Here is a 22,021-nt window from a genome sequence, read left to right as displayed (position 1 = left end):
ACCGGAAGAGGCCAAGAGTTTGCAAAGACTAATCTAGGTGCGACAGGGGCCCTTGCCAAGGGAAACAAGGCAAGACGCCCAAGCTATGACATCGCAGGGTGAACACCGCGTCTGCGTGGGCCTTCGCGCCGCAAGGTCAGGATGCCGTCAGCCCCGAGCGAGAGCACGCAGCCGGCCAAGGTCCGCCGCGTCGCAAGCGCCTGGCGCGCGGCATCGCGGAGCGCTTCGACGCAGGCCTCGAGGCGTTCAAGCCGGTTCGCAGCATTGCCCTCCCCGCCGACCTCTTCCAGCGCCAGCGCGACGACGCGAAGCATAATCTCCTCCGGTTCCGCCAGCAGCGCACTGAACCGCAGCCGCAGCACCGGAGCGTTGTCGGCCAGCAGCAGTTCCGGCAGCAGGGTCTTCGCCCGCTGCGCCGCGGCCTCGTCGAGCCGCGCGATGCGTTGGGCAAGCAACGCCAGCCGCTCCGCGCTCAAACCTTCTTCGGCAAGCGTTGGCATCAGGGCGCGCCAACGCACACGCTCGAAGCGAGGGTCGCCATTGCTCGGATCGGTCGCGAAGGACAGGCCCCGCGCCTGCGCCGTCGCGACGAGCCGCGCCTTCGGGATGCCGAGCAGCGGCCGCGCCAACATCACCTGCCCCTTGCGAACGCGCTCCCGCATCGCGGCGAGGCCGGAAGGCCCGGAGCCCCGCGCCATCCGCATCAGCAGCGTCTCGGCCTGGTCGTCTTGGGTATGAGCCGTGACCAGCAGCGCACCGCCGAGCCGCTGCGCCTCCTGAGCCAGAAGCGCGTAGCGGGCCGTGCGCGCCCGCTCCTGCAGGCCGGTCGCAGGCTTGGCTCCGTCCCAGAGCAGGATGCTGTGGGGCACGCCGAGTTGCGCACAGAGCGCGGCGACGTCTTCAGCTTCGGCGGCGGAGGCCGCGCGCAAACCGTGATCGACAGTCGCGGCATGAAGCGCCGGGCGGCCCGGTTCTCGCGCCCATTCGGCCAGCAAAGCAAGCAGGGCGACCGAGTCGGGCCCACCTGAGACCGCGACGAGCAGCCTCACCTCCCCGGCCAGACCTGCAAACAGTTCGGCTGCCTCGCGGCGTCCGACCGGGAGATCAGCCGGATTCGTCTGCGGGACCGCGCTCAAGCGCAGCCGGAACGCCGCCGCTCGCGCTCGATACCCTGCCGCACCGAATTCGGCGCGGAGGGGTAATCGACCCCGACCTTGGCGTAAGTCGCACAGGCCTGGTCCTTGGCGCCGAGACCGTTCAGGGCGATGCCGAGCCGCAGCAGGCTTTCGGGCGCCTTGGTCGATTTCGGGGCGTCGTTGCTGACCTTCAGGAACTGCTCGGCCGCCTCGCGATAGCGCTTGCGCTGGAGATAGCTCTCGCCCAGCCAGTAGGTCGCATCAACGGCAAGGCGATCGCGCGGATAGCTCTGCAGGAACTGGCGGAAGCCCATCTCGGCCTGCTCGTATTCCTTGCGCAGGATCGAGGCATAGGCGAGGTCATAGGCCTCCTTGGCGCTCGCCGGGCCACTGGCCGCGGCGACGCTCGGGCCGCGCGGAACGGACGGCGGCAACGCGCCCTGCGGCACCGTCCGGCCAACGCCCTGGAGGTCGAGGGGCCCCTGGCCCGCGCCGCCCTCGGCGAACTCGTCCTCGATGATGCCGCTGATGCCGCCATTGAGCGGACGCGGCGCACCGGCCGCACCCTGCTGCACGCTCGGATCGAAGGCATCGCCCCGGCGCTGAGGCCGCGGCGCGGCCCCAGCGGGCGGCGCGACATTGCCCGGCGCAGCCGCGCCGCTCGGCCGGGCGCCGCCACGCTCGTTCAGGCGGAAATCGACATCTTCCTGGAACTTGCGGAGCTGGTCGCTCAAACGCTTGTTCTCGAACTGCAACTGCTCGATCTGGCCTGAGAGCTGGCGGATCTGGTTCTCCATCCGCGAGGTCCGCACCACCAGATCGGCCGCGTCCTGCGCCTGCGCGGGCAGGCTCAGGCAAAACACGACCGCGCCGAACGCGAACGCGGCCAGTCCGGCAAGGGCCCTGCGAGGGAGAACCCAATGATCGAGGCGGGACTGTCGGAGCATCATCTAAGAACCGGGGTTGAGCGTGAAGGCTGGCCGTATAACACGTCATGACCACGGCCAAAATATGAAAGGGCCGGCGCCTTCCCGAGAGGAAAGCGCCGGCCCTGTATCAAGTCTTACTGATGCCGCGCGTCAGACGCCGGCGCCGCCGCCGGCACCGTCCAGCACCGTCACCGAGCGGCGGTTCTGCGACCAGCAGGAGATGTCGTTGCAGACCGCGACCGGCCGCTCCTTGCCGTAAGAGACGATGCGCATGCGGTTGCCCTGGATGCCGCGCGAGGCGAGATAGTCGCGCACGGTCTGGGCGCGGCGCGCCGAGAGCGAGAAGTTGTATTCGCGGGTGCCGCGCTCGTCGGCATGGCCCTCGACGGTGAAGCCGTAGCGCGGATAGCGCTGCAGCCAGGCCGACTGCTTGTCGAGCGTCGCGACCGCCGTCGGGGTCAGGTCGGTCGAATCGGTTTCGAAGAAGACGCGATCGCCGACATTGACGACGAAGTCCTGGGCGCTGCCGGGCGTCGCGGCGCCACCGGCGCCGAAGCCGTTGGCGTCGGCGTTCTGGTCCTTGGCGCAGGCGCCGAGCGCGAGCGTGGCGGCGATGGCGGCGGCGAAGCGGATGGCGCGACCGCCGGCGAAAAGAGTGGCGAGCATGATGGACTCCGGGCGTTCGATCTGTGCGAGGCGCGTTTCACGGACGACGTTGAAAGAAGAAGGCTGCGATGAACTTACGCTCATCAATGAAGCGTCAACCTAAACGAGACCTTGCCAGAACAAGGCGAAGTGGCGGCATTGCGGCATATGGTTAACCAAATCCTGCGAAAGTTCGGTTTCGGCGCGATGTGGCGCTTTTGCACCGGATTTGGCTGTCATCTCGCCTCAGCGCGCCGCCGTCAGCAGCGGCGACCAGGTCGGGTCCGAGGCGAAGGCCGGCGTCGGGACCGGCACTTCGACGCGGCCGGTGATGTCGACCATGTAAAGCTTGCCGCCGGATTGTCCGCCGGGATCGCGGAAGAACATGATGTACTGGCCATTGGGCGCCCAGTTCGGCGCCTCGTTATGGAAACCTTCGGTCAACAGACGCTCGCCCGAGCCGTCCGAGCGCATCACGCCGATGGCGAAGCCGCCGCTGGTGCGCTTGGTGAAAGCGATCAGGTCGCCGCGCGGCGACCAGGACGGCTGCGAATAGGAGCCCTGGCCGAAGGAGAGGCGCTTGCCCTCGCCGCCGCCCGCACCCATCAGATAGAGCTGCTGCGAGCCGCCCCGGTCGCTCTCGAAAACGATCTGCGTGCCGTCGGGCGAATAGGAGGGCGAGGTGTCGATCGCGCCCGTCGAGGTCAGCCGCTGCGTCGTGCGCGAGCCGATGTCGATCGCATAGAGATTGGCGTTGCCGCCCTGCTGCAGGGATAGCACGACGCGCGCGCCATTGGGCGAGAAGCGCGGGCTCGAGGTCATGTCGGGGAAGTTGCCGACGATCTGGCGCTGGCCGGTCTCGATGTTGAGCACATGCACGCGCGGCTGCTCGCCCATGCGCTGCGACATGTAGGTGACCTCCTGCGACACCGGCGAATAGCGCGGCGTCACCACCGAGACGGAGCCGTCGGTCAGGTAGCGCACATTGGCGCCGTCCTGGTCCATGATGGCCAGCCGTTTGCGCCGGTTCTCCTTCGTTCCGGATTCGTCGACGAAGACGACGCGGGTGTCGAAGAAGCCGCCGACGCCGGTGATCTTGGTGAAGATCGCGTCCGAGATGATGTGGCCGACACGGCGGGCGTTGTTCGGGTCGGTGAAATACTGCTGCCCGTCGGTCTGCGTGCCCGTGGTGACGTCCCAGAGCCGGAACTCGGCCTTGATCCGGCCCGAGCCGTCGCGCGAGACGCGGCCGGTCACGAGAGCCTGCACGCCGGCAGCCTTCCAGGCGCCGAATTCCGGCGCGGCATCGAAGGGCGGATTCTTGTCCGGGTGGCGGCCCTTGTCGATCGGCGCGAAATAGCCGGACCGCTTCAGGTTGTTGGTGATGACACCGGAAACCAGCACCCCGCCCTCGCCGGCGAAATCGGCGATGGCGATCGGCAGCGGCTGGAACGAGCCGCCGCGCAGGTCGATGACGAGTTCGGCCCGGGCCGCCGCAGGCGCGAGCAGCGAGGCGCCGGCAAGCGCGAGCAGCCGGCGGCGCGTCGGCGCGGCCGGCAGGAGCGGAAGAGGATTGCGGTCGATCAGGGTCACAGGACGTCCCTTGCGTCGAAATTGACGACGACATCGCGCCAGTCGTCATAATAGGCAGCGAATTGAGCCGGAATGCGCAGAGGCGCGCAGCGGCGCGTCGCGGTCAGCGCCGAACTGGCGGCCACCGCGAACAGCGGATCGGAGGAGGAATTCACCACGCCCGGTTGCCCGACGAGCGAGCCATCCGTGTTCAGCTTCATCCGGACCTGCGGCACGACCGAGCCGCGCGCATTGGCGAGCGCGATCGGCACGTTCCAGCATTTCATCAACTGGTCCTGGATGATGCCGATCAACTGGCCGCGCAGCGAGGGGCTGAGCTTCTGCGAGGCTCCGCGTTCGGTCCCGAGCGATGCCGTCCGGTTCACCTGCGGCGCGGCGGAACCCGTCGATTGGGCCTGCTCCTTCGACTGCAGCAGCTTGGAGATGTCGCTCGGGTTGAAGTTCTTGGCGATCTCGGCCTCGCGCTTGGCCTTGGCTTCGGCCTCCTGCTTGGCCTTGGCGGCCGCCGCGATCTTGGCCTTGGCATCCGCTTCGGCCTTCGCCTTGGCGGCGAGTTCGGCCTTTTCCTTCGCAGCCTCGGCGGCTTCGGCCTTGGCCTGGGCTTCCGCCTTGGCTTTGGCGGCAGCCTCCTGCCGAGCCTGCGCCTCGGCTTCGGTCTTCGCCTTGGCGGCGGCCTTCGCCTGCTCCTCGGCCTGCTTGGCCTTGGAGGCGATCTCGGCATCCTCGGCAAGCTTGGCCAGCTCCTCGCGGCGCTGCTGGGCTTCCGCCTGAGCCTGAGCCTCGGTCTTCTGCGGCGGCTGCTTCACCGGCTCCGGCGGCGTCACCTTCGGCTCGGTCTTGGGCAGATTGGCCGCGCGCGAGGGCGGCATCGGCGCCGAGGCATTGTCGTCGGCGGTCTTGAGTTCGGCCGGGCGGGTCGGCGGCGCGGGCGCGTCCTGCTTGGCCTCGCCCTCCTCCTTGCGCTCGACGATCTCGGATTTGCGCTCGGCGCGCTGGATCGGCTGCGCCTGGACCTTTTCGGCCTTGCGCTCGCCGCGCGTCACCTGGTTCAGCGCGCTCGCATCGACCATCTCGACCGCGATCGCCTCCTCGTTCTCCGGCAGCGGCGCAGGCGAAGAGAACGCAAGCAGCCCCGCGACGAGAAACGTCGCGTGGCCGAGCGCCGACATCACCATGCCCGGTTCGGAGGTCGTCAGCTTCACAGCCCTTGAGCCCTCGCTTCCACTTGGTTCAGCGCGCCGCGGGCTCGGTGACGAGCGCGACCCGCTTGAAGCCAGCCGACGTGATCGTCGACATCACCGAGGCAACGCGGCCGTAATCGACCATGCGGTCACCGCGTACATAGATGCGCTCGTCGAAGCCCTGCTTGGCGAGGCCCTGGAGGCGCGTCACCAGATCGGGTTCCAGCGTCGGCTGGTCCTGCAGGAAGATCTGGCCCTTGGCGTCGATCGCGATGGTGACCGGCTTCTGGTCGACATTGATCGGCTTGGCGCCGGTCTGCGGCAGGTCGAGCGGCACGCCGGTCGCGATCAGTGGGGCTGCGACCATGAAGATGATCAGCAGCACCAGCATCACGTCGATGAACGGCGTCATGTTGATCTCGGCGATGGCGCCGTGCTTGCGGCCGCGCCGGCCGCGTCTTCCACCGGCCTTGGCGCCGGATGCTGCAGACATGCCCATGTCAGTGTTCCCTCAAGCCGCCAGCCGCTCGTCGATCTGCCGCGACAGGATCGCGGAGAACTCGTCGGCGAAGGCTTCCAGACGGCTCGAGGCCTTGGCGACCTCGGCCTGGAGCTTGTTATAGGCCATCAGCGCCGGAATCGCGGCAAACAGGCCGATCGCGGTGGCAAACAGTGCCTCGGCGATGCCGGGCGCCACCACGGCGAGCGAGGAATTCTTCGACACAGCAATCGCGGTGAAGGAGTGCATGATGCCCCAGACCGTGCCGAACAGCCCGATGAATGGTGCCGACGACGCGATCGTCGAGAGCACCAGCAGCTTGTTCTCGAGCCGCTCGGTCTCGCGCTGGATCGTGACGTCGAGCACCTTGTCGATGCGCTGCGACAGGCTGGCGACCGAGCGCCCGCCATTCTCAAAGGAGCGCTTCCATTCGCGCATCGCGGCGACGAAGACGGCGGCCATGTCGTTGGCGGGCTTGGCGGCGAGGTCGCGATAAAGCTCCTCCAGCGAACGCCCCGACCAGAACACCTCCTCGAAGGCGTCCATGTCCTTGCGCGTGCGGCGATAGAGCAGCGTCTTGTCGATGATGATCGACCAGCACCAGATCGAGGCACCGAGCAGCCCCATCATCACCAGCTTGACGACGATATGGGCGTGCCAGAACAGGGTCCAGAACGACATGTCGATCGGCGGCGCGGCCTGCGCGAGGTCGGCGGGGTTCATCTATGTCATCCTTTTGCCCTGGCGACTCGGGGCCGGTTCTCCGGCCAACGCCCCGCCATACGCGCCGCGGGTGACCCCGCGACGCCGCCCGATCCGCGATCCGGGGAAATGCCGTGGCCTTCAATCGCCTTTGAATCCGGCGAAAGATGGGCGCAAACGGGGTTTCCTGCGAAACGCATGCTCGCGATCGAGTTAAGCCTCCAGCAAGGTTAATGCCGGGTATACGCGGCAGCACCTGCGACCGTTGGCCCCGCCGGACATGCGAAAACGCCCGCCCCGGATGACCGGGGCGGGCGCTGGATCGTGCGCGGTGTCGAGTGCTGCGTCAGGCGGCGCTAGGCGGCGACGATTGATCGCCAGCCGGGCGGTCGCTACGCCGATCAGCCATGAACTGGTCGAACTCGGCCTTGTCGCGGGCCATGCGCAGCCGGCCCAGGAAGCCCTGGAATTCCTTCTGCTCATCCTCCAGCCGGCGCAGCGTCTCGGCGCGATACTCGTCGAAGGCGCTGTTGCCGCTCGACGGGCCCCGGTGCCAGCCGCCGCCGCCGAAACCGCGATCGCTGCCACCCATCCGCTCGCGCAGGCGTTCCATCTTGCCCTGCAGGCGGCTCATCCTGTGTTCGTAGCGGTCAGCGCCGCCAAATCCGCAACCCATGCGTCCACTCCAATACAGAAAGGCCAGGGTCGCCAGACCCAGCGGCCAGAACACGATGAAGCCGAGAACCGCGAAGGCGATCCAGGCTCCCTTCCCATATTCGTCAAGCTTCTCGACGATCGGCATCGTTCCCTCACCATGACAGAGCGTGAATGTAAATCACATTTACATAAGTGGATGACGGCTGGCGGTTTGTCAAGAACCACCTCAAAATTGCTTGGCGTTCGGTCGTGAAGGGTGCCTGGCGCAGGCGTCGACCACCCCATGGCGGGACGGCGGCCGCTCCGATAAAATGGCGACATGACCCACATGCTTGCTGCCTTACTCGGCCTGCTGATTATGTCCGGCTGCGTCACGCAGCGCAGCGCGCCCGCCGATCAAGGGCTCTGCGAAAGCGAGACGGCGCGCAACGGCAAGATCAGGATCGTCTGCCATTAGGATCGCGCGGTAGCGCCCGACTGGACCTTACGGGCTCGCATCCTTCGTTGAATTGAGCCCCAGCCCCTGCAGATAGATCAGCATGCCGGCCTCGAGCAGTTCGGCCGCCGACATCGGCAATGGCCGTCGCCCGCCATCGGCCCGGCCAAACAGCGCCGCGACGCCATGCGACATTGACCAGACATGCAGCGCCATCATCAGCGCCGGCGGGCGCTTGCCTGCCGGCAATAGGGCGATCAGCGCCTCGGACGCCGCCCGCAAGCCCTGGAAGGCGCGATCGGCCGCAGCGCGCAATTCGGGGCTGGCATCGAGTGCGACACCGGCCTCGAACATCGCCGAATAATAGGCCGGCTCGTCATGGGCGAAGGTGAGATAGGCCCGCCCCAGCCGGTGGAACGCGGTCTCGGGGTCCGGGCGCCCCTGGTCCCAGGCCCGCGCCAGAGCCGCCTCGAACACGGCAAACCCCCGCGCCGCGACATCGGCGAGCAGGTCGTCGCGGTCGCGAAAATGCCGGTAGGGCGCAGCCGGGCTTACCCCCGCAAGCCGTGCGGCCTCGGCGAAGGTGAAGCCGTTGGGGCCCTTCTCACCGATCAGCCCCAGCGCCGCGCGCACCAGTTCCTCCTTGAGGTTGCCATGGTGGTAGCCGCGTGGCGGCGGCTCGGGCTTGTCGCGTTTCCAGCTCATGTGACGAGCGCTAACATGGCGCCATGCGGGCGTCGACAGCGCCGGGCATCTCGACGCCATCCTTCCTCAAGGGCATCCTGAGAGGGGGCCGGCCGTCGGCCGAATTGGGACTTCGCCATGGCTACCACAGACCGCACGGTCTCCGCCCCGCGCCGGCTCTGGAACCGGGTGGTGCGCGCATTCCGCCGCCGCCTCTGGAATCCGGCGCGGCTCACCTTCCGGCGTCTGGTTTGGAATCGCGCGACCTTCAGCGCGGTCCTTTTGTCCTCGCCGGCGATCCTGACCGCCATCGGCTCATTCGCAATGTCGCGCTCGGTCGATGCCGAGATCGCGGCCCTGACCCAGCAGCGCGACAAGATGACCGAGACCTCGCGGCAGCTCGATGGCTTTACCCGCGACGTCGAGCGCTTCCAGCTCGACCGCGGCTCGCTTCTGCTGGTGATGGCCGGCCAGGACAGCGATGCGAAGCTGCGCTACGCCCTCGACAAGCTGTTTCGCCTGAATGCCCAGGGTTCGATGCGCCGCGTCGCGGCGACGCTCTATCCGGATGCCTGGAAGACGCGCATGGCGCCCTATGAGGAAATCGTCCAGCAGGACTACGACCAGCCCGATACGGTGCAGCAGTTGCAATCCTTCGAGAGCGGCATGATTGCCGATGCCAGCCGGCAGCTCACCACGCTTCAGGAACGCATCAACGGCGTCTCCGCACAGATCGATGCCGCCACTGCCTTGAAGACGATGATCCTCAGCATCGGCAACTCGCTGATGTACATCCTCACCATCATGATCTTCTTCCTGAAGACCAATCAGAAATAGCTCAGTCCTCGATCCCCAGCCGCTGCCGCAGGCCATCGGGAATCCGCCGCGCCCGGCCGCCGCCGACGCAGGCGACCTTGACCTTTGCCGTGACCAGAACCTCCTCGCCGCGCAGCACGCGCTGCTCGACATCCATGGTTGCGCCGCGTGCCGCCACGGAGCGGGTCTCGATGGTCAGGAGATCGTCCATGACAGCGGGCCTCAGGAACTCGATCGTCATCGTCCGCACCGCGAACCCCAGCGCCGTCTCGCCGTCGAAGAGTTCGCGCTGCTCGATGCCGAGCGAGCGGATCAGCTCGGTGCGGCCCCGCTCCATGAAGCGCAGATAGGAGGCGTGATAGACCACGCCAGAGAAATCCGTGTCCTCGTAATAGACCCGGACGGGAAGGCTGTGAGAGGCGGTCATGGCGACTTGGTCAAGGTTTCCTGCAGGGTTTCTTCATGAACGAGCCGCACTCATAGGGCTGCGACAGCGCCTCCCGCACGGGATAATCCCTGCCCTCGAAGCGGTTGACGATGTTGTCGATCCTCCAGGCCCCGCTCTCCTCGACCATAGGGAAACGCACGCTGACCGGTTGTTCAGGGTCGCCGAACGAAGCGGTCACGAGCGCCCTCCCGTTTGCCGGTTTTTCGGTCACCCTCACGCGCAGGCGCTCGACATGGCGCCGGCGGCCGATGAACGGGTCGACATCGAGATTGCCGATCTTGCCGGTTTCCCTTCGGTACAGCTCTTCACGCGAGAACAAAACGGCCAAGGATTTGCTCATGAATTTGTCGCGATGAGGTGCCCCCCAAGGCGGCGGAGCGTGACGCACATTTGGCGCGACCTGGCGGATGCTGACTGCGTAGGCTTCGCGGATGATTGCATCTGGAGAGATCGCGGCCGCTTCTGCAACAGAAGTCACGGCAAACACCAGCGCACCCAATCCAACGTACAGAGCATGTCGCATCCGCAGGGTCATATGATTGGGTCGGCTCATGACGATCAGCTCTCAATTGACACCACGCCCCCCCGTTTGCCGCGCCGCACACATGCGCCGCGGATCCCCGGTGCGATTCACGCCCAAAAATTCATGGCTTCTTGCAGGGCTTCTTCATGAAGGAGCCGCACTCATAGGGCTGCGAGAGCCAATTGCGAACCATGTGATCCTTGCCGTCGACGCGGTTGATGATGTCGTCGATGCGCCAGCGTCCATCCTCCAGCTTCATCCTGAAGGTGACGCGAACCGGGCCGAAGCTCATGAAATCGGAGAAGACCGTGGCGCGCTCGCCGGTTCGCTCGCCAAGCGTGACGCGCAGGTTCTTCACCTCGCCGTCCTGCCCGCTGATAAAGGGGTCGGCGGCGATATTACCCTGATCGCCGCTCTCCTTCATGAACAGCTCGTCGCGCGCAAACAGCGCGGAGAGTTCCTTCGTCATCAGTCGCTGGCGGTGCGGCGGCCGAAAGGGCGGCTGCACCGCCTTGCCCGAATCGATGCCGGCGAGTTGCCGGATGGTGATCGCGTAGGCCTCGCGGATGGGAGCCTCGGGCGAGGGCTCGGCGGCGGATGCGGGGCTGAGGCCGAACATGGCCGACAGCATCAGCCACGCGGCAAAATCGCGCTTCGACGCGGGCATGGTCGTCACTCCGCGGCGGCCAGCGTGCGGGTCGGCTGCGGCACGTCCCGGCCCAGTTCTCGGGCCGCCTCGATCCAGCACTGGATCGCGTCTTGCACATTGAGCCAGGCGTCTTCGGGGGTTTCGCCATCGGACATGCAGCCCGGCAGATCCGGAACCGTCGCGAAATACCCGCCGCCATCGTCCTTGGACAAGGGCTCGATCACGATCCGATACGCGAGCTTGGTCATGGCTGCCTCCCCGGTGCAGAGGTTATCACGGCCACTCACGCCTCCCCATCCCCGAACAGCCCAAACTGCGCACCCTCTCGCGTCGGCTCCGGCAGACCCAGATGCCGGAAGGCATGCGGCGTCAGGATGCGGCCGCGCGGGGTGCGCTGGATGAAGCCCTGCTGCAGCAGGAAGGGCTCGATGATCTCCTCGATCGCGTCGCGCGGCTCCGACAGCGAGGCGGCGATGGTCTCGATCCCGACAGGGCCACCGCCGAAATTGATCGCCACCGTGGTGAGGTAGCGCCGATCCATCTGGTCGAGGCCGATCGGATCGACATCGAGCAACTTCAGCGCCTTGTCGGCCACGGCCCGCGTCACGATCGCATCGCCATCGACGATGGCGAAATCGCGCACCCGCCGCAGCAGCCGCCCCGCGATGCGCGGCGTGCCACGCGAGCGCTTGGCAACCTCGTTGGCGCCGTCATCCGACATCGGCACACCCAGCACCCGCGCGCCGCGCGCGACGATGCTCTGCAGTTCCACGACGGTGTAGAACTGCAGCCGGATCGGGATGCCGAAGCGGTCGCGCAACGGAGTCGTCAGCAGGCCCGCGCGCGTCGTGGCGCCGACGAGGGTGAACTTCGGCAGGTCGATCTTGACCGAGCGCGCCGCCGGCCCCTCGCCGATGATCAGGTCGAGCTGGTAGTCCTCCATCGCCGGATAGAGGATTTCCTCGACCGCCGGATTGAGCCGATGGATCTCGTCGATGAAGAGCACGTCGCGCTCTTCGAGATTGGTCAGTTGCGCCGCGAGGTCGCCGGCCTTGGCGATCACCGGCCCCGAGGTCGAGCGGAAGTTGACGCCGAGCTCGCGCGCGACGATCTGCGCCAGCGTCGTCTTGCCCAGGCCCGGCGGGCCGACGAACAGGACATGGTCGAGCGCATCGCCGCGCGACTTCGCCGCTTCGATGAAAACCTGGAGATTGGCCCGCGCCGCTGCCTGGCCGGTGAAATCGACGAGCGAGAGCGGCCGCAGCGAGCTCTCGCTGTCATCGTCGCGCTTCTCGGCGGAGAGCAGCCCGGGGCGGCGGGGATCGCTCACAATGCGATCTCCAGTTCGAGCGCGTCATGGATCGGGATATCCATGTAGCCCGTCCGCACGATGCCCGGAACCACCGAGCGGAAGTTGTCGATCGCCTCCATGTGGAGGCGCGAGAAGCGGAAGCCGCATTTCTGGTAGAAGATCATGCCGGGCATGTTGTCGTTGGTCAGCATCGCCTTCAGCCTCACGGCCCCGCGCGCCCGCGCCGCAGCCTTGACCGCTTCGAGCAGCTGGATCGCCGCGCCCTGCCCCGGCGCGACCGAATGCAGCGCGCACAGGAGCGCGACATCATCATGCATCGTCCAGCTCGCATAGGCTAGGAAAGCCCCGTCCTTGCCGGCGATTCCCAGCAGATCGAGTTCCGCGCAATCATAGACCGTCAGGTCGATCATCATGCTGTGCGAGCCCCAGCTTGCCAGCATCAGCGCGAGGAACGCGGACTTGTCCTCGACCGGGCGGATGGTCAAAACGCCGCTGCGGCTCACTTCGCCAGTTCCCGCAAGCCCAGCTTGATCAGTTGCGCCGTCCCGGCTCCGTCGCCCGCCTCACGCGCCGCAGCCGCCACCGCCGCCACGGCCTGCGCCTGCGGATAACCGAGATTGCTCAGCGCCGAGACCGCGTCCGCGACAGGCTGCGGCAGCTTGCGATCCTCCAGAGCGCCGGCGAGCTGCGCCACGCCCGGATCGACATGGCCGAAGGCAGGCGCCTTGTCCTTGAGTTCGGCGCAGATACGTTGCGCCAGCTTGGGGCCGACGCCGGGTGCGCGTGCCACGGCGGCCTTGTCGTTGGTGGCGAGCGCGGTCGCGAGCGCGCCGGGCTCCAGCGTCGAGAGGATGGCGAGCGCGACCTTCGCGCCGACACCCTGCACCGCCTGCATCAGCCGGAACCAGTCGCGCTCATTGTCGGACATGAAGCCGTAGAGCCGGATCGCATCCTCGCGGACATGCGTCTCGATCGACAGCGCGGATGGCTCACCCGGTTTGGGAAGCCGCTGCAGCGTCTTGGCCGAGCATTGTACGACATAGCCGACGCCCTGCACGTCGAGAATGACGTGGTCCTCGCCATAGGAATCGACGATCCCCTTGAGCTTGCCGATCATCGTCCTCGTCCCCTCAGCCCACGCGCATCTGCGCCACCAGCGCGCGCATGCCGCGATGCTGGGCATGGCAGATCGCGACCGCCAGCGCATCCGCCGCATCGGCCGACCGGGTCTCGGCCTTGGGCAGCAGCACGCGGATCATCATCTGGACCTGTTTCTTGTCGGCATGGCCGACGCCGACCACCGTCTTCTTGACGAGGTTGGCGGCATACTCCGCGACGCTCAGCCCCGCCAGTGCCGGCACGACCAGCGCGACGCCGCGCGCCTGGCCGAGCTTCAGCGCCGATTGCGGATCGCGGTTGACGAAGGTCTCCTCGACCGCGACCTCGTCGGGGGAGAACGACGCAACGATCCGCGACAGCCCGTCATGCAATTGCCGCAGCCGCTCCGACAGCGGCAGTGTCCCATCGCTCTCGACGCAGCCGCAGGCGACGAAGCCGAGCTTGCTGCCCTCGCTGACGACGACGCCCCAGCCGGTCTTCCGAAGTCCGGGGTCGATGCCGAGAATGCGAATCGGTGGGTTCATGTCGGGCACAGCCTAAACCTTGGACACGCTTTGTTCCATGGCGTGTCCTAACGATCCCTCTCCAGCCCACAGCCATCGATGAGCGCTGCGCATCGGTCGCATCACAAGGAAAGGGGTTGCCCCTGCGCGCATCAGGTTGTTGGTGCAGATGCTCCTGCCTTCCCAGGGACCTCGTTCCCTTATTCCTCCGGCCGATGTCAGATCTCCTCGTCCTCCTCTTTCCCGGCGTCTCCATGACAGGCCTTGCCGTGCTGCTGGCGGCGACGCTGCTCGGCGGGCTCGTGCGCGGCTTCACCGGCTTCGGCTTCGCCATGGTGTTCATGCCGCTGGCCTCGATGGTTCTCGGCCCCGTGGCGGCACTCGGGCTGATCTGGTGCATCGATGCGCCCTTCGCGCTGCCGATCGCCGCCGGCAATGCCAAACAGGCCGAATGGCGCGAGGTGGCGCCCCTGCTGCTGACGGCGACGCTGGCCCTGCCTGCCGGCATCTGGCTGCTGATCTGGCTCGACCGCGAGACGATGCGCTGGATTCTCGCTGGGCTGATCCTCACCGCCGTTGCGGTGATGGCCTCGGGCTGGCGCTATCACGGCCGGCCGGGCATTCCGCTCTCGCTTGGCGTCGGTGTCCTGTCGGGCCTGTTCAACGGCATGGCCTCGATCGGCGGCATGCCGTTGGCCGTGTTCTGGCTCGGCGCCCAGCGCAACGACCGCCACAAGACGCGTGCCAACCTCCAGACCTTCTTCGGCATCTCGACGCTGGTCTCGGGCGCGATCCTCTGGCGCAACGACATCCTGACGATGACCGCACTGAAGATGGCATTGCCGCTGATGGCGGTCTATGGCGCCGGCATGTGGGCGGGCACGCATGGCTTCCGGCTGGCGAACGAGATCACCTTCCGCCGCATCGCCTATGCGGTGATCTTCGTCAGCGCGGTGGTCAGCCTGCCGCTCTGGGACGCGGTGGTCGGGCGTTAGAAGCCAAACTCGTCATGCTCGCCCTTGTGGCGAGCATCCACGTCTTGAACGCCGCCTTCGCCGAACGAAGACGTGGATGGTCGGGACAAGCCCGACCATGACGACGAGGGCAACGCCTCAGGCGCCGAGCTTCGCCATCACCTCGTCAGCGATCTCGAAATTGGCGAAGACGTTCTGGACGTCGTCGTCATTGTCGAGCGCTTCCATCAGCCGCATCATCGAGGCCGCCTTCTCCTCGTCGAGCGGGGCTGTCGTCGTCGGCCGCCAGACCGGCTTGGCGGAGGCCGGCGCGCCGAGCGCGGCTTCCAGCGCCTTCGAGACCTCGTTCAGCGAGTCGAAGGCGCACAGGATGGTGTGGCCGTTCTCGTCGGAGATGACGTCGTCGGCGCCAGCCTCGATTCCCGCTTCCATGATCGTGTCGGCATCGCCGGCTTCGGGCGGATAGCTGATCTCGCCGACGCGGTTGAACATGAAGGAGACCGAGTTGCTCTCGCCCAGCGCCCCGCCCGATTTGGTGAAGTAGGAGCGCACGGCCGATGCGGTGCGGTTGCGGTTGTCGGTCAGCGCCTCGACAATGACAGCGGCTCCGCCCGGCCCGTAGCCCTCGTAGCGGACCTCGTCGTAATTATCGCCTTCGCCGCCGGCCGCCTTGTTGATCGCGCGCTGGATGTTGTCCTTGGGCATGTTCTCGGCACGCGCCGCCAGCACGGCCATGCGCAGGCGCGGATTCATCGCGGGGTCGGGCATGCCCATCTTGGCGGCCACCGTGATTTCGCGGCCGAGCTTCGAGAACAGCTTGGCGCGCACGGCGTCCTGCTTGCCCTTGCGGTGCATGATGTTCTTGAACTGGGAATGACCGGCCATGGGTATTCTTTGCCTCTGATGCTGCGGCGTAATCTCCGGAAGCGGGCCTTATAGGCGTCGCCTCCGCCCCGGTGCAAGACGGGCCTGTGACAGAGGCCGACGCAAACGAGGCGCGGCTGCGACGGGCCTCAGCCCTGGGCCCAGGGCGGCACCGCCTCGGATAGATGCGGGCCGAGCCGCACCGGCCAGACTGCCTTCGCCAGCCCGGTGGCATCGTCGATCTCGACCGCGACGCCCGAGAGTGTGCCCTGGCCGGTGGCGGGTTCGAGCCGCGCGCCGGGCGTCTTCTGCAGGAAGCGCCTGATCGGCTCCTCCTTCTGCATGCCCAGGATCGAATCATAGTCGCCGCACATGCCGGCATCGGACTGGTAAGCGGTGCCGCCGGGCAGGATGCGGGTATCGGAGGTCGGCACATGGGTATGCGTGCCGACCACGAGGCTGGCGCGGCCATCGAGGAAATGACCCGCCGCCTGCTTCTCGCTCGTCGCTTCGGCGTGGAAATCGACGATAACGGCATCCGCCACCTCGCCCAGCGGGCAGGCCGACAATTCCCGCTCCATCGCCGCGAACGGATCGTCCAGCGCGTCCATGAAGATCCGGCCCATCACATTGACGACCAGCACGCGCGCGCCGTTGCGGGCCTCGATCACGGCCGCACCGCGCCCGGGCGTCCCCTTCGGATAATTCGCCGGGCGCACCAGCCTGTCCTGGCGTTCGATGAAGACCAGTGCCTCGCGCTGGTCCCAGGAATGATTGCCGAGCGTGACAGCGTCAGCACCGGCTGCGAGGAGCTCGTCGCAGATCGCCTCGGTGAGGCCGAAGCCGCCGGCGGCGTTCTCACCATTGATGACGACGCAGTCGAGCGCCCAGGCACGGCGCAGGCCCGGCAGACGATCCTGCACCGCAATCCTGCCGGGGCGGCCGACGACATCACCGAGGAAAAGCAAACGCATGAACGGGATTCCGGAGACGGCAAAGCCTCTCCGTCGCGCGAATGCCGCCGGGAATCAACCGCAGCGCGCGGATGATCCACCTTATGCGCCATCCGCGCCGTCATTCCGGACAAGCCGCGAAGCGGCGCCGATCCGGAATCCATCATAGAGCGCCGTCATTGCCCTATAATAGATTCCGGGTCTGCGCTTCGCTTGCCCGGAATGACGGCGGAGTGTTTGAAGTCGTCTTGTCCGCCTCAACCGCAGGCGATTGTCTCGCGTTCGGTCACGATCCAGTCGAGGCGCCGGTCATGCGGCTCGTCGGGCACCGCGTCGATCTCCTGCGCGGCATAGGCGATGCCGATGCTGATGAGGGGTCCGAGTTCGGTGAGCTTGGCGTCGTAATGGCCCTTGCCGTAGCCGATGCGGTAGCCGCGCCGGTCGAAGGCCGCGAGCGGCACGATCAGGATCGTCGGCACGACCTCGGGCTGCTCCGGCTGCGGCACCAGCGTACCGAAGCCGCCGGGCACGATCGGCTCATAAGGCGCCCAGCGCCGGAACAGCATGCGCTGGCCGACGATAGCCGGCAGGCAGATCGGCAGGCCCAGCGTGTGCAAGGCTTCGAGGATCGGGCGCGGATCGGCTTCCGAGCGCATCGGCCAATAGGCGGAAACGGGGCCGGCGCCGTCATTGAAGACCGGCAGCGCCAGCACGCGTTCGGCGATCAGCGGATCCCATTCGAGCCTGTCGTCGATCTCGAGCCGGTCGCGCAACGCCAGCGCGGCCTCGCGCAGGGCGGTCTTTTTCGGTGCGGCGCTGTCGGAAGAGGTATCGGTCATGGGGAAGTGCTGAGCCACCTTGGCCGTGGAGATTTCGATCCCGGGACACCTACTAAAGTAGGTGGGCGCCGTGTGTCTGGGTCCAGGGACCCAGTCAGGGACAGCTCCCTAGGGAGTCGTATGGGCCCGGGAATACACTCCTCGCACGCACCAGGCAGCCCAGCCCGACCAATGTAGGGAATGCGCCGGCAAAGCGCCAGTGGCGGTTTAGCCTACCGCGCTCGGAATCAGGCTCTTCGCGATACCCTCGATCCGCTCGGCCGCCGCCGCCAGCGCCTCGGCCGCCCTGTCCTCCACCTCGCCGAGGCGCCGGTCGGCCGCTCCGGCATCGCCCTGGATCGAGGCGAGGTCGGCCTCCAGCCTGGCGATGCGGCGCTGCAGCTCGGAGGCTTCGTCCGCGACCATCAGCGCCGCCATGACGTGCAGGCGCATGTCGCCGATCTCGCCGAAGGCCTCGCGCATCTCCTGGATCTTGCCGTCATAGACGCGGGCGAGACCCTCCAGATGCGGCTCCTCGCCCTCCCCGCAGGCCATGCGATAGGCCTTGCCGGCGATGGTGACATTGACTTGCGGCATGGCGCTCCCCGCTTGATTCTACCGAAGACCCGGCTCCCGGATATCCGGACCGGCTGCGGCCCGCTCCGGATAGGCTTCTTCAGGTTCGCCCAGTTCCTCGCCGGTCACGTCCTGCGGCTCGGCATCGACGTCGGGATCGGGCTGGTGACGAGCGATCACGGCGCCGATCACGTTCATGGCGCGCTGCAGGCGCTGGTCGACATCGGCGGCCGCCGTCTCGACATCGCCGAGCCGCGCGGTCGCCCCGTCGAGCTCGGCTGCCAGCCTTGCCCGGTCGTCCTGCATCAGCGCCAGTTCCGTTTCCAGATTGGCCCGTCCGCGCTCGGCCTCGACGCGCCGCCGCGCCGCGGCCTCAAGCTGCGCCAGCGCACCGTCGAGACGCGCCAGGGCATTCTCCAGCATCAGGCTCGCCACCGTCGCTCTCCTTCAGATCGAAGCCGGCTCACACGATTCGGGACCCTAGCCCATGTCGTCCAAAAACGGGAATCGGCTGGGAATCGCCGCGGCAAAGATGCCCGTCGATCCCAAGGGCTTGGACCCGCTTGCTGTCTTCGCACTTGCAGCAAGGCGAAAGCGGGGCAAGCGCACCCCGCACAGAGAACCGGCCGGGCGAATTGACTCGAAGCGGACCAGCGGCCTAATCGAGCCACCATTCGAAGCGATACAGCGACATCGGAATTCGGACCGCCCCCGGCCTGCCGCCCACGCAGGATGTGGCCGCGGCCTCGTCCTCCCGCCAGACGGAGCCTGAGACCATCATGACCACGATCGACCGCGCCCAGCACGACAAGCTCGCCAACGCCATCCGCTCCCTTGCGATGGACGGCGTCGAGAAGGCGAATTCCGGCCATCCCGGCCTGCCGATGGGCGCAGCCGACGTCGCGACCGTGCTGTTCACCCGCGTCATGAGCTATGATGCCGCCGATCCGCGCTGGCCCGATCGCGACCGCTTCGTGCTCTCGGCCGGCCATGGCTCGATGCTGCTTTACGCCCTGCTCTATCTCACCGGCGTGCCCGGCATGGAGCTCGACGACCTCAAGAAATTCCGCCAGACCGACTCGAAGACCCCCGGCCATCCCGAGAACTTCATGACGGCAGGCGTCGAGACCACGACCGGCCCGCTCGGCCAGGGTCTGGCCACGGCGGTCGGCATGGCGATGGCCGAGCGCATGCTCGCCGCCGAATACGGCAAGAAGGTCGTCGATCACCACACCTATGTGCTGGCCTCCGACGGTGACCTGATGGAGGGCATCAGCCACGAGGCGATCGCGCTCGCGGGCCACCAGAAGCTCAACAAGCTGATCGTGATGTGGGACGATAACGGCATCTCGATCGACGGCCCGCTGACGATCTCCGACAATGTCGACCAGGTCGCGCGCTTCAAGGCCTGCGGCTGGCGCGCGGAGCGCGTCGACGGCCATGATCCCGACGCGATCGAGGCCGCGATCCGCCGCGCCCAGAAGTCGAACAAGCCGAGCATGATCGCCTGCAAGACGGTGATCGGCTTCGGCGCGCCCAAGAAGCAGGGCACCTCCAAGGCCCATGGCGAGGCGCTGGGCGCCGAGGAACTCGCCGCCGCCAAGAAGAACCTCGGCATCACCGGCGGCCCCTTCGAGGTCGCGGCCGACATCCTCAAGGCCTGGCGCGGCTACGGCCGGGCCGGCGCCGGCGCCCATGCCGACTGGAAGGGCCGCTACGAGGCGCTGTCCGAGCGTAAGCGCGACGAGTTTGCCCGCCGCCTCGCCCACACCGTGCCCGCCAAGCTCGACAAGGCGATCCTCGCCCACAAGAAGGCGCTGATCGCCGCGCCGCAGAATATCGCCACCCGCAAGGCCTCGGAGCTGGCGCTGGAGGTGATCACGCCGATCATGCCCGAGCTCGTAATGGGCTCGGCCGACCTGACGCCCTCCAACAACACCCGCACCAAGGCCGCCCTGGACTTCACGCCCAAGACCCCCAAGGGCCGCTATGTCCGCTACGGCATCCGCGAGCACGGCATGGCCGCCGCGATGAACGGCATCACCCTGCATGGCGGCTTCCGCACCGGCGGCGGCACCTTCCTCGTCTTCGCCGACTATGCCCGCCCCTCGATGCGGCTCGCAGCCCTGATGGGCCTGCCGATCGTCTACGTCATGACACATGACTCGATCGGGCTCGGTGAGGACGGCCCGACGCACCAGCCGGTCGAGCAGATCGCCTCGCTGCGCGCCATGCCGAACATGCATGTCTTCCGCCCGGCCGACACGATCGAGACCGCCGAGGCCTGGCAGTTCGCGCTCGAGCATACCAAGGGCCCGACCGTGCTCGCCCTCTCCCGCCAGAACCTGCCGCAGCTGCGCACCGACGCGACCGCGACGAACCGCTCGGCCAAGGGCGGCTACGAGCTGCTGGCGGCCGAAGGCGGCAAGGCGCAGGTCTCGCTCTTCGCCTCCGGCTCCGAGGTCGAGATCGCGGTGGCCGCCCGCAAGCTGCTCGCCGAGAAGGGCATCAAGGCGCGCGTCGTCTCCGTGCCCTCGCTCGAATTGCTGCTGGCGCAGGACGAGGCCACGCAGGCCGCCGTCATCGGCACAGCCCCGGTCAAGATCGCGATCGAGGCCGGCGTGCGCTTCGGCTGGGATGCCGTGATCGGCCATGACGGCGTCTTCGTCGGCATGTCCTCCTTCGGGGCCAGCGGCCCCTACAAGGAGGTCTACAAGCATTTCGGCATCACGGCGGACGCCGTGGCCGAGGCCGCGATGAAGAAGCACAACGGCTGATATCGGCCAAGCGGGACGGGTATTCCCAAAACGAGCGGATTTTCCTGCAGAAACGCTTGCGTTCGGCCACGCTTTGGCCGAATTGCCCGCATGAATGGCGTGCAAGCGCCGTGATCCGGCGAAGGAGAGGTTTGAGATGACGGTCAAGGTGGCGATCAACGGTTTCGGCCGCATCGGGCGCAACGTCCTGCGTGCGATCATCGAATCGAAGCGCAAAGACATCGAGGTCGTGGCGATCAACGATCTCGGCCCGGTCGAGACCAATGCCCATCTCTTCCGTTTCGACTCCGTCCATGGCCGCTTTCCCGGCACGGTGACCGTCTCCGGCGACACGATCGATGTCGGCCGCGGCCCGATCAAGGTCACCGCCGTGCGCGACCCCAAGGATCTGCCGCACAAGGCGCTCGGCGTCGACATCGCGCTGGAATGCACCGGCATCTTCACCACCAAGGAGAAGGCCTCGGCCCATCTCGCGGCGGGCGCCAAGCGCGTCCTGGTCTCCGCCCCTTGCGACGGCGCCGACCTGACCGTCGTCTTCGGCGTCAACAACGGCCAGCTCACCAGCGACCATGTCGTCGTCTCGAACGCCTCCTGCACCACGAACTGCCTCGCGCCGGTCGTGCGCGTGCTTCATGACGCCGTCGGCATCGACAAGGGCTTCATGACCACGATCCACGCCTATACCGGCGACCAGCCGACGCTGGACACGATGCACAAGGATCTCTACCGCGGCCGCGCCGCCGCGCTCTCGATGATCCCGACCTCGACCGGCGCCGCCAAGGCGATCGGCCTCGTCATCCCCGAGCTCAAGGGCCGTCTCGATGGGTCCTCGGTCCGCGTGCCGACCCCCAACGTCTCGATGGTCGACTTCAAGTTCATCTCGAAGCGCAAGACCACGGTCGAGAAGATCAACGAGGCGATCGTCAAGGCCAGCAAGCGCGGTCCCCTCAAGGGTATCCTGGCCGTCACCGACCAGCCCAACGTCTCGATCGACTTCAACCATGATCCCGCCTCGTCGACCTTCGCGCTCGACCAGACCAAGGTCATGGACGACAAATTCGTCAGCGTCGTCGCCTGGTACGACAACGAGTGGGGCTTCTCGAACCGCATGAGCGACACCGCCGTCGCCATGGCCAAGCTGATCTGACCTGAGAGCATTGCGCGAAAAAGTGGAAACCGGTTTTTCGCATCGGCAATACTCTCGACACTAAAAGCCTTTCGAGGCCG

General features: G+C 67.0%; 27 protein-coding genes and 1 other RNA gene. 5 read left to right on the top strand and 23 right to left on the bottom strand.

What is annotated here, in order from left to right; all coding sequences use genetic code 11:
- Positions 1–83: 83 nt before the first annotated feature.
- The 8 genes from tilS to AC1DYU_RS05745 form a co-directional block, all read right to left on the bottom strand.
- Entirely contained in the window at positions 84–1,136 is a 1,053-nt protein-coding gene (gene tilS / locus AC1DYU_RS05780; RefSeq protein ID WP_476790800.1) for a tRNA lysidine(34) synthetase TilS, read from the bottom strand.
- Complete coding sequence (gene ybgF / locus AC1DYU_RS05775; protein WP_476791303.1) at positions 1,133–2,083, bottom strand: tol-pal system protein YbgF; 951 nt, start codon at positions 2,081–2,083, stop codon at positions 1,133–1,135. The genes tilS and ybgF overlap by 4 nt, the downstream gene beginning before the upstream one ends.
- A 132-nt stretch (positions 2,084–2,215) precedes the next feature.
- Positions 2,216–2,731, bottom strand: a complete 516-nt coding sequence (gene pal / locus AC1DYU_RS05770) for a peptidoglycan-associated lipoprotein Pal (RefSeq protein WP_476790799.1) — start codon at positions 2,729–2,731, stop codon at positions 2,216–2,218.
- A 225-nt stretch (positions 2,732–2,956) separates the two neighbouring features.
- Complete coding sequence (tolB, locus tag AC1DYU_RS05765) at positions 2,957–4,297, bottom strand: Tol-Pal system beta propeller repeat protein TolB (protein WP_158484387.1); 1,341 nt, start codon at positions 4,295–4,297, stop codon at positions 2,957–2,959.
- A gap of 2 nt (positions 4,298–4,299) precedes the next feature.
- Positions 4,300–5,505: a cell envelope integrity protein TolA gene (gene tolA / locus AC1DYU_RS05760; RefSeq protein WP_476790798.1), complete on the bottom strand. Its 1,206-nt coding sequence runs from the start codon at positions 5,503–5,505 to the stop codon at positions 4,300–4,302.
- A gap of 28 nt (positions 5,506–5,533) precedes the next feature.
- Positions 5,534–5,983 carry an ExbD/TolR family protein gene (locus AC1DYU_RS05755; protein WP_158484285.1) on the bottom strand — a complete coding sequence of 150 codons (450 nt, stop codon included), beginning with the start codon at positions 5,981–5,983 and terminating at the stop codon, positions 5,534–5,536.
- Positions 5,984–5,995: 12 nt separating this feature from the next.
- Positions 5,996–6,706: a protein TolQ gene (gene tolQ, locus AC1DYU_RS05750; RefSeq protein WP_158484286.1), complete on the bottom strand. Its 711-nt coding sequence runs from the start codon at positions 6,704–6,706 to the stop codon at positions 5,996–5,998.
- A 325-nt stretch (positions 6,707–7,031) separates the two neighbouring features.
- Positions 7,032–7,487, bottom strand: coding sequence for a DUF2852 domain-containing protein (locus AC1DYU_RS05745; RefSeq protein ID WP_158484287.1), 456 nt, complete (start codon positions 7,485–7,487; stop codon positions 7,032–7,034).
- 174 nt (positions 7,488–7,661) lie between these two features.
- Between AC1DYU_RS05745 and AC1DYU_RS05740 the strand changes: the two genes are divergently transcribed.
- Positions 7,662–7,799: a hypothetical protein gene (locus tag AC1DYU_RS05740; RefSeq protein WP_476790797.1), complete on the top strand. Its 138-nt coding sequence runs from the start codon at positions 7,662–7,664 to the stop codon at positions 7,797–7,799.
- A gap of 27 nt (positions 7,800–7,826) precedes the next feature.
- Here AC1DYU_RS05740 and AC1DYU_RS05735 read toward each other — a convergent pair whose 3' ends face one another.
- Entirely contained in the window at positions 7,827–8,483 is a 657-nt protein-coding gene (locus AC1DYU_RS05735; protein ID WP_476790796.1) for a TetR/AcrR family transcriptional regulator, read from the bottom strand.
- Between the two features lie 117 nt (positions 8,484–8,600).
- On the opposite strand from AC1DYU_RS05735, the gene AC1DYU_RS05730 reads away from it, so the two are divergent.
- Positions 8,601–9,299: a hypothetical protein gene (locus tag AC1DYU_RS05730; protein ID WP_476790795.1), complete on the top strand. Its 699-nt coding sequence runs from the start codon at positions 8,601–8,603 to the stop codon at positions 9,297–9,299.
- A 1-nt stretch (position 9,300) separates the two neighbouring features.
- On the opposite strand, the gene ybgC is transcribed toward AC1DYU_RS05730, so the two are convergent.
- From ybgC to ruvC, 8 genes are all read right to left on the bottom strand, one after another.
- The gene (gene ybgC, locus AC1DYU_RS05725; protein WP_476790794.1) at positions 9,301–9,705 is read right to left on the bottom strand and encodes a tol-pal system-associated acyl-CoA thioesterase; all 405 of its coding nucleotides are present in this window, start codon (positions 9,703–9,705) and stop codon (positions 9,301–9,303) included.
- Positions 9,706–9,715: 10 nt separating this feature from the next.
- Positions 9,716–10,279, bottom strand: a complete 564-nt coding sequence (locus AC1DYU_RS05720; protein WP_476790793.1) for a DUF3828 domain-containing protein — start codon at positions 10,277–10,279, stop codon at positions 9,716–9,718.
- Between the two features lie 91 nt (positions 10,280–10,370).
- The gene (locus tag AC1DYU_RS05715) at positions 10,371–10,916 is read right to left on the bottom strand and encodes a YqhG/Tai3 family protein (RefSeq protein ID WP_476790792.1); all 546 of its coding nucleotides are present in this window, start codon (positions 10,914–10,916) and stop codon (positions 10,371–10,373) included.
- Positions 10,917–10,921: 5 nt separating this feature from the next.
- A complete protein-coding gene (locus AC1DYU_RS05710; protein ID WP_476790791.1) occupies positions 10,922–11,146 on the bottom strand; it encodes a type II toxin-antitoxin system HicB family antitoxin in 225 nt (74 codons plus the stop codon).
- 35 nt (positions 11,147–11,181) lie between these two features.
- Positions 11,182–12,228, bottom strand: a complete 1,047-nt coding sequence (gene ruvB / locus AC1DYU_RS05705) for a Holliday junction branch migration DNA helicase RuvB (protein ID WP_476790790.1) — start codon at positions 12,226–12,228, stop codon at positions 11,182–11,184.
- Positions 12,225–12,713: a GNAT family N-acetyltransferase gene (locus AC1DYU_RS05700; protein ID WP_476790789.1), complete on the bottom strand. Its 489-nt coding sequence runs from the start codon at positions 12,711–12,713 to the stop codon at positions 12,225–12,227. The genes ruvB and AC1DYU_RS05700 overlap by 4 nt, the downstream gene beginning before the upstream one ends.
- A complete protein-coding gene (gene ruvA, locus AC1DYU_RS05695; protein WP_476790788.1) occupies positions 12,710–13,327 on the bottom strand; it encodes a Holliday junction branch migration protein RuvA in 618 nt (205 codons plus the stop codon). Before ruvA ends, AC1DYU_RS05700 begins: the two co-directional genes overlap by 4 nt.
- Before the next feature lie 13 nt (positions 13,328–13,340).
- Positions 13,341–13,853, bottom strand: coding sequence for a crossover junction endodeoxyribonuclease RuvC (ruvC, locus tag AC1DYU_RS05690; protein ID WP_476790787.1), 513 nt, complete (start codon positions 13,851–13,853; stop codon positions 13,341–13,343).
- Positions 13,854–14,086: 233 nt separating this feature from the next.
- Here ruvC and AC1DYU_RS05685 point away from each other — a divergent pair, with 233 nt between their 5' ends.
- A complete protein-coding gene (locus AC1DYU_RS05685) occupies positions 14,087–14,827 on the top strand; it encodes a sulfite exporter TauE/SafE family protein (RefSeq protein ID WP_476790786.1) in 741 nt (246 codons plus the stop codon).
- A gap of 117 nt (positions 14,828–14,944) precedes the next feature.
- On the opposite strand, the gene AC1DYU_RS05680 is transcribed toward AC1DYU_RS05685, so the two are convergent.
- The 6 genes from AC1DYU_RS05680 to AC1DYU_RS05655 form a co-directional block, all read right to left on the bottom strand.
- A complete protein-coding gene (locus AC1DYU_RS05680) occupies positions 14,945–15,691 on the bottom strand; it encodes a YebC/PmpR family DNA-binding transcriptional regulator (protein WP_158484298.1) in 747 nt (248 codons plus the stop codon).
- Between the two features lie 128 nt (positions 15,692–15,819).
- The gene (locus AC1DYU_RS05675) at positions 15,820–16,644 is read right to left on the bottom strand and encodes a TIGR00282 family metallophosphoesterase (RefSeq protein ID WP_158484299.1); all 825 of its coding nucleotides are present in this window, start codon (positions 16,642–16,644) and stop codon (positions 15,820–15,822) included.
- A 236-nt stretch (positions 16,645–16,880) separates the two neighbouring features.
- Positions 16,881–17,462: a 5-formyltetrahydrofolate cyclo-ligase gene (locus AC1DYU_RS05670; RefSeq protein ID WP_476790785.1), complete on the bottom strand. Its 582-nt coding sequence runs from the start codon at positions 17,460–17,462 to the stop codon at positions 16,881–16,883.
- 7 nt (positions 17,463–17,469) lie between these two features.
- Positions 17,470–17,626, bottom strand: a non-coding RNA gene (gene ssrS / locus AC1DYU_RS05665) — 6S RNA.
- 43 nt (positions 17,627–17,669) lie between these two features.
- On the bottom strand, positions 17,670–18,038 hold the full coding sequence (locus AC1DYU_RS05660; protein WP_158484301.1) for a cell division protein ZapA: 369 nt from the start codon (positions 18,036–18,038) through the stop codon (positions 17,670–17,672).
- An 18-nt stretch (positions 18,039–18,056) separates the two neighbouring features.
- Positions 18,057–18,452, bottom strand: coding sequence for a DUF4164 domain-containing protein (locus AC1DYU_RS05655; RefSeq protein WP_476790784.1), 396 nt, complete (start codon positions 18,450–18,452; stop codon positions 18,057–18,059).
- A 344-nt stretch (positions 18,453–18,796) separates the two neighbouring features.
- Between AC1DYU_RS05655 and tkt the strand changes: the two genes are divergently transcribed.
- Both tkt and gap read left to right on the top strand, forming a co-directional pair.
- Positions 18,797–20,794, top strand: coding sequence for a transketolase (gene tkt, locus AC1DYU_RS05650; protein ID WP_476790783.1), 1,998 nt, complete (start codon positions 18,797–18,799; stop codon positions 20,792–20,794).
- A gap of 136 nt (positions 20,795–20,930) precedes the next feature.
- A complete protein-coding gene (gene gap / locus AC1DYU_RS05645; protein WP_476790782.1) occupies positions 20,931–21,941 on the top strand; it encodes a type I glyceraldehyde-3-phosphate dehydrogenase in 1,011 nt (336 codons plus the stop codon).
- Positions 21,942–22,021: the final 80 nt, after the last annotated feature.

It is taken from the genome of Allobosea sp. P2_B12, from assembly GCF_056404835.1.
The sequence above is the reverse complement of the archived record's forward strand: the minus strand, read 5'-3'. Positions and strand labels throughout refer to the sequence as shown.